This window comes from Micromonospora sp. NPDC049374, from assembly GCF_040677165.1.
Classification (GTDB): Bacteria; Actinomycetota; Actinomycetes; order Mycobacteriales; family Micromonosporaceae; genus Micromonospora.
Genome location: NZ_JBFAQH010000018.1, coordinates 108822 through 126903, shown reverse-complemented (window position 1 = coordinate 126903; position 18082 = coordinate 108822). Strand labels below are relative to the sequence as shown.

The 18082-nt window shown below is 68.2% G+C and carries 17 protein-coding genes and 1 pseudogene; 11 read left to right on the top strand and 7 right to left on the bottom strand.

What is annotated here, in order from left to right; translation table 11 throughout:
- The first annotated feature begins 194 nt into the window (after positions 1-194).
- The 3 genes from AB0J93_RS25750 to AB0J93_RS25740 all read left to right on the top strand — a co-directional run bounded on the left by AB0J93_RS25750 (position 195) and on the right by AB0J93_RS25740 (position 4140).
- Positions 195-1607, top strand: a complete 1413-nt coding sequence (locus tag AB0J93_RS25750) for a ricin-type beta-trefoil lectin domain protein (protein WP_363924892.1) — start codon at positions 195-197, stop codon at positions 1605-1607.
- A 241-nt stretch (positions 1608-1848) separates the two neighbouring features.
- The gene (locus tag AB0J93_RS25745; RefSeq protein WP_363924891.1) at positions 1849-3243 is read left to right on the top strand and encodes a PHB depolymerase family esterase; all 1395 of its coding nucleotides are present in this window, start codon (positions 1849-1851) and stop codon (positions 3241-3243) included.
- A gap of 189 nt (positions 3244-3432) precedes the next feature.
- Positions 3433-4140: a peptidyl-tRNA hydrolase gene (locus AB0J93_RS25740; protein WP_363924890.1), complete on the top strand. Its 708-nt coding sequence runs from the start codon at positions 3433-3435 to the stop codon at positions 4138-4140.
- A gap of 30 nt (positions 4141-4170) precedes the next feature.
- On the opposite strand, the gene AB0J93_RS25735 is transcribed toward AB0J93_RS25740, so the two are convergent.
- Entirely contained in the window at positions 4171-5232 is a 1062-nt protein-coding gene (locus AB0J93_RS25735) for a hemolysin family protein (RefSeq protein ID WP_363924889.1), read from the bottom strand.
- Complete coding sequence (locus AB0J93_RS25730) at positions 5229-6602, bottom strand: hemolysin family protein (RefSeq protein ID WP_363924888.1); 1374 nt, start codon at positions 6600-6602, stop codon at positions 5229-5231. The genes AB0J93_RS25735 and AB0J93_RS25730 overlap by 4 nt, the downstream gene beginning before the upstream one ends.
- Positions 6603-6888: 286 nt before the next feature.
- Between AB0J93_RS25730 and AB0J93_RS25725 the strand changes: the two genes are divergently transcribed.
- Together AB0J93_RS25725 and AB0J93_RS25720 are read left to right on the top strand one after the other, a co-directional pair.
- Positions 6889-8205: a hemolysin family protein gene (locus tag AB0J93_RS25725; RefSeq protein WP_363924887.1), complete on the top strand. Its 1317-nt coding sequence runs from the start codon at positions 6889-6891 to the stop codon at positions 8203-8205.
- 179 nt (positions 8206-8384) lie between these two features.
- Complete coding sequence (locus AB0J93_RS25720; RefSeq protein ID WP_363924886.1) at positions 8385-9464, top strand: sporulation protein; 1080 nt, start codon at positions 8385-8387, stop codon at positions 9462-9464.
- A 273-nt stretch (positions 9465-9737) separates the two neighbouring features.
- Here AB0J93_RS25720 and AB0J93_RS25715 read toward each other — a convergent pair.
- The 5 genes and pseudogenes from AB0J93_RS25715 to AB0J93_RS25695 form a co-directional block, all read right to left on the bottom strand.
- Positions 9738-10019 (bottom strand): annotated as a pseudogene (locus tag AB0J93_RS25715) (low temperature requirement protein A); the annotation flags it as partial.
- Positions 10020-10124: 105 nt separating this feature from the next.
- Entirely contained in the window at positions 10125-10430 is a 306-nt protein-coding gene (gene rpsN / locus AB0J93_RS25710) for a 30S ribosomal protein S14 (RefSeq protein ID WP_363924885.1), read from the bottom strand.
- Positions 10430-10597: a 50S ribosomal protein L33 gene (gene rpmG / locus AB0J93_RS25705; RefSeq protein ID WP_093410686.1), complete on the bottom strand. Its 168-nt coding sequence runs from the start codon at positions 10595-10597 to the stop codon at positions 10430-10432. Before rpmG ends, rpsN begins: the two co-directional genes overlap by 1 nt.
- Positions 10597-10833, bottom strand: a complete 237-nt coding sequence (gene rpmB / locus AB0J93_RS25700) for a 50S ribosomal protein L28 (protein WP_363924884.1) — start codon at positions 10831-10833, stop codon at positions 10597-10599. The genes rpmG and rpmB overlap by 1 nt, the downstream gene beginning before the upstream one ends.
- A gap of 57 nt (positions 10834-10890) precedes the next feature.
- Positions 10891-11082 (bottom strand): hypothetical protein, encoded by a 192-nt coding sequence (locus AB0J93_RS25695; RefSeq protein WP_363924883.1) that lies wholly within the window; start codon positions 11080-11082, stop codon positions 10891-10893.
- 74 nt (positions 11083-11156) lie between these two features.
- Between AB0J93_RS25695 and AB0J93_RS25690 the strand changes: the two genes are divergently transcribed.
- From AB0J93_RS25690 to AB0J93_RS25665, 6 genes are all read left to right on the top strand, one after another.
- Positions 11157-12446, top strand: coding sequence for a GTP-binding protein (locus AB0J93_RS25690; RefSeq protein WP_363924882.1), 1290 nt, complete (start codon positions 11157-11159; stop codon positions 12444-12446).
- Positions 12443-12703 (top strand): type B 50S ribosomal protein L31, encoded by a 261-nt coding sequence (locus tag AB0J93_RS25685; protein ID WP_363924881.1) that lies wholly within the window; start codon positions 12443-12445, stop codon positions 12701-12703. Before AB0J93_RS25690 ends, AB0J93_RS25685 begins: the two co-directional genes overlap by 4 nt.
- Positions 12704-12819: 116 nt before the next feature.
- Positions 12820-13839, top strand: coding sequence for a helix-turn-helix domain-containing protein (locus AB0J93_RS25680; protein ID WP_363924880.1), 1020 nt, complete (start codon positions 12820-12822; stop codon positions 13837-13839).
- A gap of 366 nt (positions 13840-14205) precedes the next feature.
- On the top strand, positions 14206-15558 hold the full coding sequence (locus AB0J93_RS25675) for a cytochrome P450 (protein WP_363924879.1): 1353 nt from the start codon (positions 14206-14208) through the stop codon (positions 15556-15558).
- Positions 15558-16457, top strand: coding sequence for a terpene synthase family protein (locus AB0J93_RS25670; RefSeq protein WP_363924878.1), 900 nt, complete (start codon positions 15558-15560; stop codon positions 16455-16457). The genes AB0J93_RS25675 and AB0J93_RS25670 overlap by 1 nt, the downstream gene beginning before the upstream one ends.
- The gene (locus AB0J93_RS25665; protein ID WP_363924877.1) at positions 16454-18049 is read left to right on the top strand and encodes a prenyltransferase/squalene oxidase repeat-containing protein; all 1596 of its coding nucleotides are present in this window, start codon (positions 16454-16456) and stop codon (positions 18047-18049) included. Before AB0J93_RS25670 ends, AB0J93_RS25665 begins: the two co-directional genes overlap by 4 nt.
- Positions 18050-18082 lie beyond the last annotated feature (33 nt).

Below are 18082 nucleotides of genomic sequence, written 5' to 3'. Positions count from 1 at the left end.
CCTGCAACTGCTCTACCAAGGCCGCTCCCCCAACTCCGGCGGCGACTACGGCCTCCTGCCCTACCGCCCAGGAGTACTGACCCTGCAACGCTGACGGCGTGCAGATCCGGCTCGGGCACAGCCGGAGCGGGCGGGCTCGGCGCAAACCGGGCCCGCCCATCCCTCACACACCCCACCACCAGGAGGTATCGACAGTGCGAGGATCCGCACCCAATCCCCCGCCCTCGGGGGTAGCCCATGCCGGCCGAGTGTCCCCCGGCATTCGGCGACGGCTGTTCAAGCTCGCCACGGCCGGGATCGCCGCCGCCGTCGGGATGTTCACCGTGACGGTGGCCACCAGTTCGGCGTCGGCCGCCGACAACCCGTACCAGCGGGGCCCGGACCCCACCCGGGCCAGCGTCGCGGCCGAGAACGGCCCCTTCGCCAACACGTCGGTCAGTGTCCCGACCGGGTACGGCTTCAACGGCGGCAGGATCTACTACCCGACCGACACCAGCCAGGGCACCTTCGGCGCCATCGCGATCTCGCCGGGTTACACCGCGTTGTTCTCCGCCGAACTGGCCTGGATGGGCCCGTGGCTGGCATCGCACGGCTTCGTCGTGATCGGCATCGAGACCAACAGCCGTAACGACTTCGACACGGCCCGAGGCACCCAGTTGCTCGCCGCGCTCGACTACCTGACGCAGCAGAGCCCGGTACGCGACCGGGTCGATCCGAACCGGTTGGCCGTCTCCGGTCACTCGATGGGCGGCGGTGGGGCGCTGAGCGCAGCCATCCGGCGCTCGTCGTTGAAGGCGGCGGTCGGCATCACGCCGTACTCACCGTCGCAGAACCTGGCAAACGACCGGGTACCCACGATGGTCATCTCGGGGCAGGCGGACACGGTGGTCACCCCGTCCTACGCCCTCGGTCTGTACAACAGCCTCCCGGCCTCGACGGAGAGCGTCTACCTGGAGGTCGCCGGTGGGGATCACGGGTTCATGGTCGGGCGGTCGAACCCGGTGTTGATCCGGACGATGCTGCCGTTCCTGAAGATGTTCGTCGACAACGACGCCAGGTACAGCCAGTTCCTCTGCCCGTTGCTGGACAACAGTGGCGTGGTCACCTACCGCAGCACCTGTCCGTTGCTGCCGTCGGATCCGACCACTCCGCCGCCTACCGGCACGCCGACCCCGACCCCGACCCCGACGCCGACTCCCACGCCGACCACGCCGCCGTCCGGCTCCGCCAACGAAATCATCGGCACCCAGTCCGGCCGCTGCATCGACGTACCCAACGCCTCCCGCAACAACGGCACCCGGGTACAGCTCTACGACTGCAACAAGCAGACCAACCAGTCCTGGACCTACACCGCAAACAAACAACTACGCGTCTACGGCGACATGTGCCTCGACGCCGCAGGCTCCGGCAACGGCGCCGCCATCCAGATCTACACCTGCCACAGCGGCACCAACCAGCAATGGAACGTCAACTCCAACGGCACCATCACCGGCGTCCAGTCCGGACGCTGCCTCGACGTCTGGAGCAGCAACAACGGAGCCCAGATCCAGCTCTACGACTGCCACGGACAGACCAACCAACAGTTCCGCCTCGCACCCCTCGCATAACCAACACCACCGAGCCGACGAACGACCCGTTCGAGGCCGGGCAGGTCTACCAGCTGTAGGGCCGCCCAAGGCCCTACAGGTCCGGACCGAAACGGGCGGGCTCGGCATCACGCCGAGCCCGCCCGCACCACGTGGACGCCCCTCCGTCGATCTTCCGGCCTGGAGAACATTAGGCGCTTCATTGACGGTCGTCAGGAAATTGCCTAATGTTGAAACATCCACCACCATCGATGGAGGTATCATGAGACGAACCAGGGCGGCGCTGGCCGGTTTGGCCAGCTTCCTGCTCCTCAGCTTGGGTTTTGTGGCGCTGTCTTCGCCGGCGTCCGCCGCGTCCCTGGTCGAGGTGACCAGCTTTGGCAACAACCCGGGCGGCATGCGGATGCACGTCTACGTGCCCGACAACCGGCCGGCCAACCCGGCGATCGTGGTCGCCATGCACGGCTGCGGCGGGTCGGGGCCGGGCTTCTACTCGGGCAGCGAGTTCGCCTCACTGTCGAACCAGTACGGGTTCATCGTCATCTACCCGAGCGCCATGCAGGAGGCCGGGTTCGGCAAGTGCTTCGACACCTGGTCGGACGCGTCCAAGCGCCGTGGTGGTGGTAGCGACCCGGTCTCCATCGAGTCGATGGTGAACTACGTCCGGACGCAGTACGGCGGTGACATCAACCGGGTCTACGCCACCGGCAGCTCGTCTGGCGGCATGATGACCCAGCACCTGCTGGCGGTCTACCCCGACCTGTACAAGGCGGGTGCGTCCTTCATGGGCGTCCCCTTCAACTGCTTCGCCAACGCGGCTGCCTACCCGCCCGGTGGTCCGTGCACGAACGGCTCGATGAACCGGACCCCGCAGCAGTGGGGCGACCTGGTTCGGGCCGCGTACCCCGGCTACACCGGCCCTCGCCCGCCGATTCAGCTGTGGCACGGCACCAATGACACCCTGGTGCCGTACTCGCTGCTTCAGGAATCGATCGAGCAGTGGACCAACGTGCACGGCCTGAGCCAGACGCCCACGTCCACGGACACCCCGCAGGCCAACTGGAACCGCCGTCGCTTCGGCACGCAGGTCGAGGCCTACGCCATCCAGGGTGCCGGGCACAGCCTGCCCTCAAGCGGTATGGCGCGGGTCGCCATCCAGTTCTTCGGCTTGGACAGTTCGACCCCGCCCACCACCACTCCGCCGCCCACCGGCACGCCGACCCCGACCCCGACCCCGACGCCGACTCCCACGCCGACCACGCCGCCGTCCGGCTCCGCCAACGAAATCATCGGCACCCAGTCCGGCCGCTGCATCGACGTACCCAACGCCTCCCGCAACAACGGCACCCGGGTACAGCTCTACGACTGCAACAAGCAGACCAACCAGTCCTGGACCTACACCGCAAACAAACAACTACGCGTCTACGGCGACATGTGCCTCGACGCCGCAGGCTCCGGCAACGGCGCCGCCATCCAGATCTACACCTGCCACAGCGGCACCAACCAGCAATGGAACGTCAACTCCAACGGCACCATCACCGGCGTCCAGTCCGGACGCTGCCTCGACGTCTGGAGCAGCAACAACGGAGCCCAGATCCAGCTCTACGACTGCCACGGACAGACCAACCAACAGTTCCGCCTCGCACCCCTCGCATAACCAACACCACCGAGCCGACGAACTGTGAGCGTGTTTGAGAAGGCCATGCCCTACCGCCCGGCTCGCTACGGGCAAGCCTCCTCAAACACGCTCCGAAGGCGGGCGGGCTCGACGTCAGGCCGGGCCCGCGCCGCGACCAACTGGCCGCAACTACGCGGCTGCTGTTGACGCCGTCGACAGGATGGGACTGTGAATCTGTTGTCCCAGTCCGCGTCGTCCGGCCATGTCGACCCCGAGGGCGAGGTGCCCTGGTGCATGCAGCTCGTCGTCCGGCTGGACCGCGCCGCACCGCCCGGACACACGGCGGTATGCGAGGCCGGGGCGCTCGCGGTCGTGCGGCTGGTCTCCGATGAACGGTGCGAGCCGGGCGGATCGTGGAGCGCCCCGGTCGCGCGGTGGCTGGCTGGCCGCATCCGCAAGCACGCCCGCCGGGCCAAGGGCGCGGCGTGGGATCGGGCGCAGGAACTGCCGGGTGTGACGACGAGCCACGCTGACGCCCAGGTGCGCGCGCTGGTACCGACCCCGCTGGACGCGGTGCCCCGGGAGATCGCCAAACTCCAGATGCAGGGGCTCGATCTCGCCGATCACCCCGCGGCCCGACCTCACGCGATCGACGCCGAGCCGAATGGTCCCGTCGTAGTCTCGATCACGCCAGAGCCGGTGCTGTCGACCGGTAAGGCCGCTGCGGCGGCTGGGCACGCGGCACAGATCGCGTGGATGGAGATGGCGGGCGACCGGCGAGCGATGTGGGTCGCCTCCGGACTGGCCGTGCAGGTGGAACATCCGGCGTTGCAGCGCTGGCGCTCGCTACGGTCCCGGGCGCAGGTGACGGTGACCGACGCGGGACTGACGGATGTCGATCCGGGCACGGTGACGGCGCTGGCGCGCTGGGCGTAGGACCCGCTCAGCGGTGGGGCGGGCGACGGGTCATGAGTTGGCCATGGCGCGGACGGTGGTGTGGGCGGCGTCGCGGACCTCACCGACGAGCTTCTCCACCACGTCCTCCAGAGCCGCCAGACCGAGGAGTTGGTCGTCCGCGTCGACGACGGTCGCGAGGTGAGCGCCCCGGTGCTGCATGACGGTGAGCGCGTCGCGCAGCGGCCGTGCGGCGTCCAGCGTGACCAGCGGGCGGATCAGCCTCGGGTCGAGCGGTTCGTCATGCTCTTCCACTGGCAGTCCGAGGATGTCCTTGACGTGGACGTATCCGGTGAGCGTTCCATCCGGGTCGGTCAACGGGAAACGGGAGTACCCGGTTGCCGCGCACTGGCGTTCGAGCTCCGCCACGGTGGTGTCCTGCGGCAGGGTGACCAGTGAGGCCATCGGCAGCGCCACGGTTGCGGCGGTCTGGTCGTTGAAGGCCAGCGCGCCGGTGAGCAGGTCGTGTTCGTGCTGGTCGATCAGTCCTTCCTGCCGGGACTGAACGATGAAGCCGGCGATCTCCTCGTTGTTGAAGGTCGAGGCGACCTCGTCCTTCGGAGTGACGCGGAGAAGCCGCAGGACGGCGTTGGCGACCTGGTTGAGCAGCCAGATCAGCGGGCGGAGAACGGTGACGATGCCGTAGAGCACCGGCCCGAGGATCAGCGCGGAGCGTTCGGGACCGGCCAGGGCGATGTTCTTGGGCACCATCTCGCCGAGCACCATGTGCAGGAACACGACGAGCGCCAGGGCGATGGAGAAGGCGATCGGGTGAAGCAGCGCATCGGGTACCCCGACGGCGGCGAAGGGCTTCTCCAGCAGATGCGCCACGGCGGGTTCACCGATCGCACCGAGGCCGAGAGAGCAGACCGTGATGCCGAATTGCGCGCCGGCCATCATCAGGGAAACGTTCTCCATCGCCCGCAGCGTCACGCGGGCGATGGGCGAGCCGGCCGCGGCTCGCGGTTCGATCTGTGTGCGGCGGGCAGAGATGAGGGCGAATTCCGCGCCGACGAAGAAGGCATTGCCGGCCAGCAGCGCCACGGCCAGCAGGATCGCGGTGACGTCGCTCATGACCGGGCTTCCTCGCTGGGTTGGTTGTCGTTGGTGCGGCGCAGGGTGAGTCGGTCGACGCGGCGGCCGTCGAGCCGGGTGACCGCGAGCTCGACGCTGGCCGGGGTCGGCAGGCCGTCCGGGTCGGGATGGTTCCGGTCGGCGACGGACACGGTGATGGTGTCGCCGACCTGGGGGAATCGACCGAGGTGCTCGGTGACGAGGCCGCCGAGGGTGTCGGTATCCCGCGCCTCCGGCAGGTCGAGGCCGATCAGCCGGGACGCCTCGTCGGGACGCAGCAGGCCGGACAACGTCCAGGTGCCGTCGGCGGCCCGGTGGTGGCGGCGATGCGGGGCGTCCTGCTCGTCGGCGATCTCACCGACGATCTCCTCGACGAGATCCTCCAAGGTGACGATTCCGGCGGTGCCGCCGTACTCGTCGACGACGACCGCTAGCTGGAGTCCCTGCTCACGCAGGACAGCCAGCAGCGGGTCCAGCGGCATGGTCTCCGGCACCTCCGGCAGACCGGACATGATCGTCCGGACCGGCTGAGTGGACCGCTGTGCTGCTGGCACCGCCAGGGCGTGCTTGAAGTGCACCGCGCCGACGACGTTGTCGACGCCGGTGCCGGTGGCCGGGAAGCGGGCGTGCCCGGTGCTGGCAGCGAGCGCCAGGACCTCCGCGGCGGGCGCGTCGGCGGAGACGAACCGTACCCGGGTACGTGGGGTCATCACGTCGGCCGCCGTACGCTCGCCGAAGTCGATCGAACGTGCGACGAGCTCTGCGGTCCGCGCGTCGAGGGTGCCCTCCCGGCCGGACCGGGTGACCAGCGAGGCAAGTTCCTGCGGCGAGCGCGCGGAGGCCAGTTCCTCGGTCGGCTCGATACCCATCAGGCGCAGAATCCGGTTAGCGGTGCCGTTGAGGAAACAGATCAGCGGGCCGGCGACCGTGGTGAAGCCGCGCTGCGCTCCGGCGACGGCGCGGCCGACACGCAGCGGTTCGGAGATCGCCCAGTTCTTCGGTACGAGTTCACCGAAGACCATCTGGAAGCCCGTCGCCAGGGCCAGCGCCACCGACACCGACACCGCGGTCACCGCGGAGTCGGACAGCCCGGTGAGCCCGAGCGGGCCGCGCAGCAGTGTGGCCAGGGACGGCTCGGCCAGAAACCCGACGACCAAACTGGTCACGGTGATCCCCAACTGCGCTCCGGACAGCTGCGTGGACAACGTCCGCAACCCTGCCAGTAGCCCGGCAGCGCGGCGGTCACCGGACTCCGCTCGCCGCTCGACCGTCGCCCGGTCGACCGTGACGAAGGCGAACTCCGCTGCCACGAACAGCGCGTTCGCCGCGATCAGCAGGACCGCGACGGCCAACAACAGCCACTCGGTCACCGGCACGCCGCCTCTCGGACCCCGGGCTGGTCAGAACTGGGCGGCTCACCGTCACTGGACATGCCGGCCAGGGTAGGCAGGCATGCTGAGACCTTGCTGGGTGCTCGCCGCCACGCCGGCCCGGGGACCGCCAGCATCGGCGTCCCGGTCGCTCGCAGGCAAAGCAGACGTCGGCTAACCGTTCATCGACTGGCTGCGCCAGATTACCGGCGCATGCGACACCGTGTGCGAGCCGCGGATACGGTGATGCTTCGGACGGTCCGGTCAAGGAGGCGTCGAACAGGCCGTGGGTGGCTATGGCGTGCAGGTCACGCTGGTGTTCGTGTTGGTGTTGATCAACGCGGTGTTCGCGGGCAGCGAGATGGCGCTGGTATCGCTGCGGGAGAGCCAGTTGCAGCGCCTGGAGCGGACCTCCGGGGGCGGGCGGGTGTTGGCGAGGTTGGCGCGGGACCCAAATCGCTTCCTGGCCACGATTCAGATCGGTATCACCCTGGCGGGTTTCCTGGCGTCGGCCGCGGCGGCGGTGTCCCTGGCCCAGCCGCTCGTGGGCCCGCTGGGCTTTCTCGGTGGCGCGGCGGAGCCGGTGTCCATCGTCGTGGTGACCGTCCTGCTGACGTTCGTCACCCTGGTGCTGGGCGAGTTGGCGCCGAAGCGAATCGCGATGCAGCGCGCCGAAGGGTGGGCGCTGCTGGTCGCCCGGCCGTTGGACACGCTGTCGACGTTCTCCCGGCCAGCGGTGTGGCTGCTGAGCAAGGCCAGCGACGCAATCGTACGTCTGGCGGGTGGCGACCCCCGCGCGCGGCGGGAGGAGGTCACCACCGAGGAATTGCGGGACATGGTCGCCGCGCAGCGCAACCTCACCCCCGAACACCGGATGATCATTTCTGGCGCCTTCGAGGTCGCCGAACGGATCCTGCGGGAGATCCTCGTCCCGCGTCGCGAGGTGGTCACCCTCCCCGCGTCGCTGACGGCACCGCAGGCGCTGCGCGAGCTGGGCAAATCGGGCCAGACCCGAGCCCCGGTCGTGGGCCGCGGCGGGCTGGACGACACCATCGGCGTAGTACACCTGCGGGACCTGCTCGACCAGGAAGGCCCCGTCGCCGAGCACGCCAGCCCTGCGGTGTATCTGCCGGAGACGTTGAAGGTGACCGAGGCGATCCGGGAGTTGCGTTCGCAACGGCAGCAGTTCGCCCTCGTCGTCGACGAGCGGGGCTCCATCGACGGGATCGTGACGATGGAGGACCTGGTCGAGGAGATCGTCGGGGAAATCTACGACGAGACCGACCGGGACGTGCAGGCCGTCGTACGGGAGCCGGACGGGGCGCTGCTGCTGCCCGGCGGCTTCCCGCTGCACGACCTGACCGACATCGGCATCGACCTCGACGAGGACACTCTCGAGGCCGGGGACTACACGACGGTCGCGGGCCTGGTCCTGGCGCATCTCGGCCACATTCCGAAGGCGCCCGGCGAGGTGATCGAGCTGCCCGGCCTGACCGCGGAGGTGGCGGAGGTGACGGGGCGGGCCATCACCCAGGTGCGTCTGCGTACCGCGCCGGCTCGCGACGACGGGCACGAGGTCGACGAGGACGAGCCACGCCACTGACCATCCACCGGACGGTAACCGCGCGAATGCACTCAGCTACTTCTCAGGTGGCGTTGGTAGTTTCCCGACCCGGCTGCATCCATTATGGAGGTCGTTGATCTCGTTGCGACGCAAGGGATTGGGTGAATTTTCATCACGTCCGGGTGCTGCGCGTCGGGTGTTCGTCGAGGGAGAGGTTCGTGGTGTTCAAGAAGATGCTGGGCGCGTTCGGGGTGGGCGGCCCCAGTGTCGATACCGTCCTGTCCAATCCAAGTACCCGACCGGGGCTGATGCTGGGCGGGCAGGTGAACCTGACCGGGAGCAGCCACGATGTGGAGATCGACCACGTCACCGTCGGTCTGGTCACTCGGGTGGAGATCGACGGCGCGGACGAGGACTACGACGCCCTCATCGAGTTCCACCGCGTTCAGGTCGCGGGCGGCCTGAACCTGCGCGAGGGCCAGCAGCTGTCACTGCCGTTCCAGGTGGCGGTGCCGTGGGAGACCCCGGTGACCGATCTGTACGGGCAGCACCTGTACGGCATGACAATGGGCCTACGCACCGAGGTCGCCATCCATGGCGCGGTCGACAAGGGCGACCTCGATTCGGTACACGTGCACCCCTTGCCGGTGCAGGAACGCATCCTGGAGGCATTCGGCCGGCTCGGTTTCCAGTTCAAGAGCGCTGACCTCGAGCGTGGCCACATCGCCGGGCTGCACCAGACGCTGCCGTTCTACCAGGAGATCGAGTACTACGCCGCGCCGCAGTACGCTAACGCCGTCAGCGAGGTCGAATTGACCTTCGTCGCGACCGAGCACGGCGTGGACGTGGTGCTGGAGTTCGACAAGCGCGGCGGCCTGTTCACCGGTGGCCACGACTCCTTCGGCCGCTACCACGCCACGCACGCCGACACCGACCGCCTCGACTGGGCCGCTCAAGTCGACACCTGGCTCCGTCAGGTCCTCGACGGATACCAGAGCCTGCACGCCGGCAGCGGCTACGCCCCACCCGCTCAGAGCTACGGCACCCCCGGCTACCCGCCTCCGCCGCCTGGCTTTGGCCAGCCCGCCTACGGCGCCGCCGGATACGGCCACCCCGGATACGGCCATCCGGGGGAGCACTACAAGGAGGAGCACCACGAACATCGCAGTGGCCCCGGCATGGGTGCCGTCGCCGCCGGGGTGGTCGGCGGTGCCGCGCTCGGCTTCGCCGGCGGAATGGTCGCCGAGGAAGTCTTCGACTCCTTTGGCGACGACGAGGGCAGCAACGAAGAGGCGTGAACCTTCGGTATCCACGGCGTAGCCCCGCGCCCGCACCGTGACCCGATTCGGAAGGGTTGTCACTACCTGGTTGGCTCGCCCGATTTGAACTTCTGAGGAGTGTGCGTGCCGTCACCGCCCGACCTCTTCAGGCTGGTTGACAAGGCCTACCAGGACAAGACCCTCAACGAAATCGTCGACGCCCCGGTGGCCGCCCTCGCCGGGGTAGCCAGTCCGATCAGCACAGCGGCCACTGCGGCTGGGACGACGATCGGTGCCAGCGAACACCACCGGGCCGGTCAGTGCGCCCGGTTTATTCACGAAGGCCTGCGGGATGGCGATGGCCAGGACGAAGGCGGCCGCCATGATGCCGAACCCGAACCAGGGCAGCATTCCGTGGCCGGCATGGACGAGATCGCCCAGCGAGGCGAAGGTTGTCCAGCAGAACCAGAGCAGGGCGAGCACGATCGTGCCGTGAAGCGGAGACCTTGGGGTCACGTCCCTGGAGATGAGACGGGTCACGTTGATGAACGCGAGGACGAAGACAAGGTCGAAGAAAACCGTGCCGGCGACCACCACCGCTCGGGCGACCTGGGCCGCGAAACCGGGGCCCTCGACGTCGTATTCGTTTCTCCCCTTTCACAACGGGTGCACCTGCGCCCAGGTGGGTCCATGGTGGCGTCACCACGACGCCTTGCGCACCCCGGGCAGTTCGCCACGCAGGGCCATCTCGCGGAACCGGACGCGGGAGAGCCCGAACCGGGTCAGCACGCCACGCGGACGACTGTCGATCTGGTCGCGCGATCGCAGCCGCACCGGGCTGGAGTCACGCGGCAGTCGACCGAGTCGGCGGACCGCGTTGACGCGTACGTCCGGGTCGGTGTCCGGGTGGGCGATCAGCCGCTTCAGCTCAGCCCGCGTCTCGGCGTGCCGAGCGACCAGTTCCTCACGACGGGCCTGCCGGTTGACCAGGCTCTTGCGGGCCATCAGCGGGCCTCGCGGAACTCAACGTGGCGGCGCACGATCGGGTCGTACTTGCGCAGGGTCAGCCGGTCGGGGTCGTTGCGGCGGTTCTTACGGGTGACGTACGTGTAGCCGGTGCCGGCGGTGCTACGCAGCCGCACGATCGGGCGGACGTCGGTCTGGCGGGCCATCAGAGCTTCATCCCGTGCGCACGCAGCTCGGCGACGACCTTCTCGATGCCCTTACGATCCACGGTCTTCAACGCCTTCGCGGTGAGGGTGAGGCTGACCCACCGCCGCTCCGACGGCAGCCAGTAGCGGTGGTTCTGCAGGTTCGGGTTCCACCGGCGGCGGGTGCGCCGATGCGAGTGGGACACGGCGTTGCCGAAGCTCGGCTTCGCGCCGGTGACGTCGCAACGTCTGGACACAGTGATGACTCCTCACACAACACGGCGATGATAACGACAACGGTTTTCAGTATCGCATCAGCCGGTCGACTGGTTCCGCGCCGGGGTCGTTGACGATCTCGACAGCACCGACCCCGGGTCACCACCGAGCAGCGTGAGCGGCGCGGCGCGGCGGTCGGCGTCCCGCTCACCCGCACCGGCGAGCCTCGGGTGGATCGCGACGGTGAGGACCGCGTCGGCCTGGCGCGCCCCCGTCGCAGCCGACGACACATCCCTGTTCTCACATGCGAAGCCGGCGTATGCTTAGAATGACAATCATTTTCAGTTAGGTCGAGAGGAATCCCATGCCGTCGTCACCGCAGGCCCCGACCCGTGCCATGACACCGGACGCCGACACTCGGCCGTCGCTGACCGTGCTGTCCGGGTTCTGGCCGGCGGCGACCTTCGCCGTCGCCCGCGCGCTGCTCGCCGCCGACACCTCGCTGCTGCTGGTGCGGCACGACCTCACCGCAATCCGCGACGGCGTCGTTCGGCGGGTGGTCCGCACCGGCACCGGCATCGTCGAGGACGAACAGGTCGCGCTGCGACACGGCTGCGCCTCGTGCACCCTGCGCGAGGACGTGCTACCCACCCTCGTCCGGCTCACCCGCAGCCACCCCGGCCGGGACCTGGTGCTGATGCTGCCCGAGGTGGTCGAACCCGAGGCCGTCGCCGCCGCCTGCGCACACTGCCTCGTCGACGGCGCACCGATCACCGACCTGCTCCGCGTCGACTCCTACGTCACCGTCCTCGACGCCGAACACCTCCTCGACGGCCTGGCCAGCACCGACGACCTCGCCACCCTGGGCATCCAGGCCGCCGACGACGACCACCGCGCGCTCGCCGACGTCGTCGTCCGGCAGATCGAGTACGCCGACACCCTGGTGCTCTGGGGACAGTCCCGCGAAGGGGCGTTCGACACCAGCCGGATGGCGGTCCTCCTACAACGGATGGCACCCTGGGCGACCCACCTCCGCGTCGACGGCGACCTCATCGACGCCGACGCGCTGACCCGCCAACTGCGCCACACTCACCGGCACCGCCCGGAGACCCCCGGAGTGCTCGCCCGTGGTCTACAGGGCTACACCCTCGGCGCGCACCAGCCGGAGCCCGACTGCGGAGTAGTCTCCGCCGTCTTCCGCGCCCGCCGCCCCTTCCACCCACAACGCCTGCACGAGGTCCTCGAAGAGGTAAACACCGAGGTCATCCGCTCCCGAGGCCACCTCTGGCTCGCCAGCCAACCCGACACCGTCATCGCCTGGGAGTTCGCCGGCGGCGGCCTGGCCATGGGCTCTCTCGGGCACTGGCTCGTCAGCCTGCCCGAAGCCCACTGGGAACACATCGACGACCAGCGCCGCCTCGCCGCCGCCCTCGACTGGGACCCCTACTACGGCGACCGCCACCAACACCTGGTCTTCATCGGCCTCGACACCGACCCCGTCCACCTGCACCGCACCCTCTCCAGCTGCCTACTCACCGACACCGAACTCGCCGACGGCGAGGAGACCTGGCGAACCTACGACGACCCGTTCGCCGGCTGCTTCCCCCTCGCGGCGGCGGAACTGACCGAATCCGAAGGAGTACGACGCACATGAAGCCCGGCATCCACCCCGAGTACCGCCCCGTCGTCTACCGCGACAAGGACGCCGACTTCGCCTTCCTCACCCGCTCCACCGCCACCAGCGACCAGACAATCGAATGGACCGACGGCAACACCTACCCCGTCATCGACGTCCAGATCTCCTCCGCCAGCCACCCCTTCTGGACCGGCCGGCAACGCCTGCTCGACACCGCCGGCCGAGTCGAGAAGTTCCGCAACAAGTACGCCCGCCGCAGCCCTCAAGGCAGGTGAGCACCGACGCACAGGTCGACCGGGCCAGGCTGACGCGGCGGCTGGTCGACGCCGCGGTGGTGTCCCACCATGTACGCTGCGTCGATCGATTGACGGGCAGGTAACTGAGGAGGTGGGTGGCGATTCTTCCCGCGGAGACTATCGACTTGCAGCTCTTTCCCGAGCCTGACCGGTTCGAAATTTGGCACGACATAATCTCCAGAGATACAGCGCCGTCACAGTTCAAAAGCCCGCACGCGTCGGACTTCACTGGTTTCGCCCGCGTAGTCGACCTCGGGACGTCCCGGATCGCCGCATTTCGTTATCCCGAGCTGACGATGTACCGCTCTCAGCGCATGATCCGACGAGGCGATCCCGAGTTGTATGAACTCGCACTACCCTTGACGGGTACGAGCGTTCTCGATCAGGAACGCCGCCAGTGTTTCGTCCAGCCGGCCGAGTTCACATTTCTTACCACCTCCCGCCCATACGAGTGCCAGCACGTCCCGGAGCAGGCGCCACTGCCCAGTTCCGTTCCAGGTGTTGGGCACCCGCGAACGGCAGACACTGTGGCCGTCCTCTTCCCGCAGTCGGCCATACCCCTTCCCCAGTCCAAACTGAGGCGGCTGCTCGCCCAACGCCTACCGTCGGTGGGTATGGCTTCCCTGCTCGCGCGGCTCCTTCTACAGGTCGCCCAGCACCCCGAGCAGTTCAGGTCGAGCGACGCCGGGCCGCTCGGAAGCGTGGCCCTTGATTTGATCTCGGCGACACTGGCACAGCATCTCGACCTGGAGCAGACTCTGCCGGCCGAGATGCGGCAGCAAGCCTTACGAACCAGGATCGACGCCTTCATCTCCGAGCATCTTGACGACCCCGATCTGAATGCTCGCACAATCGCTGCCGCGCATCACGTCTCCGTGCGCACGGTTTATCGACTGTGGGAGGGTGAGGGCATGGGTATTGCCGAGTTGATTCGTCACCGCCGGCTGGAGCGATGTCGACGTGACCTGGTGAACCCAATCCTTGCCGACCGGCCTATCTACGCTATCGCCGCCAGATCAGGCTTCTCCGACCGGGGCAAGTTCGCCCGCATTTTCCGTGCCACCTACGGCATGTCGCCGCAGGCATATCGTCAGCAGGCGTCGCCACCGGAGTAACGCCGGCATCGCTCTGGCCGCAGCAACGTGCCGCCGTCACGGCGGCAGGCCGGGCGACTACGTGACCGGGCGCGCAACGGTGGTTGCTGCCCCGGGGGAGTGGCAGGACCCCCGTCGCGGCAGACGCTCGCCGCACAACGCGTCCTCGTCGCCGTGCCAACCGTCGGGCCCATGTCGCAGACCGGCATCGATGGTGCAAGGCCGAGTGACAAAGCCGGTCACCCATTGCGAGACCACCTTCACAACTTGCACACTGAGGCTGCATTAAGTCCTGGAAGTTGCGCGGTCGGCAACTTCGAGGCGAGCCACAGGGGAGGGTCCACGATGGGGGCACCGAAGGCGGGAGCAGCCGGCAAACCCAGGACTGTGCCTGCCTGGAAGGCACTGCCCAGCTTCCTCCGTGATGCTCATCAGTCCCTGGTGGACGCCGGTGAGGCCGCCGGCGGTGAGGTCGTACGTCTCGGACTCGGGGTCTCCAGCCCTTACCTTGTGACCGATCCCGATCATGTCCGGCAGGTGTTGCAGGACCGGGCTGCCAACTATCCCCGAGGCGATGACACCGCACTCTGGCGCTCGGTCCGCAAACTCGTCGGCGACGGAATCCTCGCCGAGGGTGACACCTGGCTGGCCTCTCGCAAGACCCTGGCCCCGCTGTTCCGGCGGGGCCGCATCGACGCGCTTGTCGACACGATGGCGGAGGCCATCGACGAGGCGACCGATCGGCTGGATGCGGCGGCGGCAGCGGGTCGCGTCGTCGACATCGGCACTGAGCTGTCCCGCCTCGTCTGCGCCGCCATCATGCGGGTGTTCTTCGACTCTCGGGTCTCGGTTGACGACGCGCTACGCATCATGGCAGCGCAGGAGGACATCGTCACTTCCATGGCACCACGTCTCCTGGCCCCCTTCGCACCATGGTGGATTCCGATGCCGGGCGACCGTCGTTTCCACCGCTCCGTGCAGACCATCGACGGCATCCTGCTGCCGGTGCTCCGCGCTGCGGTTCGTCAGCCCGGCGACGGCGACGACGTGTTGTCGACTTTGGCACGTGCGCAACGCGACGGCCAGCCGTTGTCCGAACGGCAGATGCGCGACGACCTGGTGTCGATGGTGGCCGTCACCACGGAGACGAGCTACGTCGTGTTGACCTGGCTCTGGCCGGTCCTCGCCAACCACACCGACGTCGCAGATCGGCTCTACGCAGAGGTCGATCAGGTTGTCGGTGCCGGGCCGGTGCGGGCGGAGCACCTGCCTCAGCTCACCTACACCCAGATGGTGCTCAACGAGCTCCTGCGCTTGTACCCTGCGGGTTGGATCGTCCCCCGACGCGCGTTGGCTTCCGACGTGCTGGGCGGAGTGCGGATAGACCAGGGCGCGACCGTCATCCTCTCCCCGTACGCCACGCAGCGGATGAAGGCTTACTGGGGATCAACCGCCGAATCCTTCGACCCGGAGCGCTTCGCTCCAGGCCACGCCGAGGCGGAGACCCGCCGCCGCCATGCCTACTACCCGTTCGGACTCGGCATGCACAGATGCCTCGGAGAACACCTGTTCAACGTGGAGGCTCTGTTGATCGTGGCGACCTTGATCTGCAGGTTCCGCTTCACGCTGACTGACCCGACAGTGCCCGCACCGCGGGTCGCCGCGTCACTCCGTCCTCGTCGACGAGTCGAGCTGACCCTGTCCCGCCGCGATCACTCCGTCATCAGTAGGAGCCACTGATGCACCCAGACACCCTGGCCGCCACGCTCGAGCACACCGCCGAACAGGGACGAATCTGTTCCGTGGCCGCGCGAGGGCAACGCGACCTGCAGGGCCGGGTCGCCAACTATCCCACGCTGTTTCCCGATCCTCCCGTCGATGCGGCCATGCTGAGCGCCCTGGCGCTGTCCACCGCGTTCATCGCCCCTTGGTGCACCGCCACTGAACTAAGAACCGCAAACCGTACGTCACTATGGGTGACAGCCGAGGACTGGCGGATCGACTCGGAGATCACCTCTCTGGAAGAAGCCACCACGACTGTCGCCGCCTGTATCGCGGTAGCGGCGGGCTCCGCCCCTGCCGACGACGACCAGCTCACGCAGTTCCTGGCCGACATCCGCGACGACCTCGCGACTACGCCACTGTTTCCACGCCTGGGTCACCTGTGGCAGGACGAGTTGCGCCGCATGCTCGACGCTGAATTGCGGGAGTGGCAGTGGCGAACAGACCGGAACTCGAGCAACGCCAGCCTGCCCTCCGCCAGTGACTACCTGGCCAACGCCGCCGGCTATGGCGCCACCTGGGTCAACATCTCCCATTGGATCGCCACCAACGCGGTGGAGACTGAGGATCACCTGACCGCGCTGGTCACGGCCAGCTACGAGGTGGAGAAGGTGCTGCGGCTGGTCAACGACCTGGCCAGCTACGACCGTGACGTCAAGGCCGGCGATCTGAACATCCTGATGTTGGGCGTCGACGAACACGAGGTGCGCCAGCAGGCAGTCGACCTGGCCGACCGCTGCCAGCAGCTGCTCGACCCGCTGGCCGAGGTCAGCCCGCAGCAGGTGACATACCTGCGGCGCGTGCTTGGTTTCACAGCCGGCTTCTACCACGGGACCGACTTCTGGGCACCCCGGTGACAACGGTCAACGGGCAGAGACCGACCGGAAAGACCGCAGCCGTACGTGGGCAGGTCCGCGACCTGGTCGCCGAGATGATGCGCGATCCGGCTGGTCGCACATCCCCCTCGCCGTACGAGACCGCCCGGCTGGTGAGCCTCGCCCCGTGGCTGGTCGGACACCGCGACCGGGTGCGCTATCTGCTCGACACCCAGCGGCCGGACGGCGGCTGGGGGCCGCCCGGAGGCTACGGCCTCGTCCCCACCCTGAGCGCGACAGAGGCCCTACTGACGGTCCTGCGGTCCAACCCACCAGCGGACATGGCGCGTCTCGCGCATGCCGTCGACCGTGCTCTGGTGACCCTGACCGGGCTCATGAGCGGCACCGGCCCGTTACCCGACACCCCGGCCCTCGACCTGATCGTCCCCGCACTCGCTGACCGCATCGATCAGCACCTCCACCACCCGGCCGTGCGTCCGCCAGCCGTGCTAGAGCGGTGGCAGCGCTCCACTCCGCTGGGCCTACCACCTGGCGTGACCCGACAGCGACTCACCGCCGTACGTCACCTGGTGGTCACTGGCGCACCGATTCCCGACAAGCTGCTTCACGCGTTGGAGGTCGTGGCCGACCTCGCTCCCGCAGCGGGCGGCGTCACACCAAACACCTCGGGCACGGTGGGCGCCTCGCCGGCCGCCACCGCCGCATGGCTCGGCAAGCCAGACCGCCCCGGCGGCCACGAGGCGGTGGCCTACCTGGAAGGCACCGTCGGTCGCTACGGCGGTCCCGTGCCGTGTGCAGCCCCGATCACCGTCTTCGAAAGGGCCTGGGTCATCACCATCCTGGCTCGCGCTGGCATCAATCTGACCGCGTCCACGGGGTTGGTGGACAGTCTGACCGCCGACCTGGGCGCGGCTGGTACGCCGACCGGCCCTGGGCTGCCGACCGACGCTGATACCACCGCAGTGACCCTGGCCGCGCTCGGCCGGCTCGGCATCCCGGTGTCAACCGACTGCCTCTGGCCCTACGAGACACCCGAGGGCTTCGCCACGTGGCCCGGTGAAGACGGTTTCAGCACCACGACCAACGCCCACGTGCTGGACGCTCTCGGCCAGCGACTGGCGGAACAGCCTGGCGCACAGCCTCGCCATCGCACTGCCGTTCGACGGCTGGTGGCGGCCCTGCTGGACCGTCAGGAACTGCAGGGCAGCTGGGCCGACCGGTGGCATGCCTCGAACTACTACGCGACTGCCTGCTGCGTGCAGGCCCTGGCAGAGTTCGGGGACCCGTCGACAGTGGCGAAGCCGCTCACTCGTGCCGTCGACTGGACGCTTGCCGCCCAGCGGACCGACGGCGGCTGGGGCACCTGGACGGCCACCGCCGAGGAGACGGCTTACGCACTGCACATCCTGCTAGCCAGCGACACCCGGGCACCCAAGGTGATTGACGCGGTTCGCCGTGGGCACGCCTATCTGTGTCGACACGACGGCACAACCGGTCCGGCGCTGTGGCATGACAAGGATCTGTACCAACCCACTCTGATCGTTCGCGCCACAGTTCTGGCAGCCCAGCACCACGCCGGAAGACTGCTGACCTCCCTGTCCGAATGCGCGTAGGTGTCCAGCGGTCACGGCTGACAGCAGTCGCCT

Bases quoted from the DNA above. Each gene is read 5' to 3' on its own strand.
- AB0J93_RS25745 (WP_363924891.1), top strand. From the start codon at position 1,849: ATGAGACGAACCAGGGCGGCGCTGGCCGGTTTGGCCAGCTTCCTGCTC.
- AB0J93_RS25735 (WP_363924889.1), bottom strand. From the start codon at position 5,232: ATGAGCGACGTCACCGCGATCCTGCTGGCCGTGGCGCTGCTGGCCGGC.
- rpsN (WP_363924885.1), bottom strand. From the start codon at position 10,430: ATGGCCCGCAAGAGCCTGGTCAACCGGCAGGCCCGTCGTGAGGAACTG.
- rpmG (WP_093410686.1), bottom strand. From the start codon at position 10,597: ATGGCCCGCCAGACCGACGTCCGCCCGATCGTGCGGCTGCGTAGCACC.
- AB0J93_RS25690 (WP_363924882.1), top strand. From the start codon at position 11,157: ATGCCGTCGTCACCGCAGGCCCCGACCCGTGCCATGACACCGGACGCC.
- AB0J93_RS25685 (WP_363924881.1), top strand. From the start codon at position 12,443: ATGAAGCCCGGCATCCACCCCGAGTACCGCCCCGTCGTCTACCGCGAC.
- AB0J93_RS25670 (WP_363924878.1), top strand. From the start codon at position 15,558: ATGCACCCAGACACCCTGGCCGCCACGCTCGAGCACACCGCCGAACAG.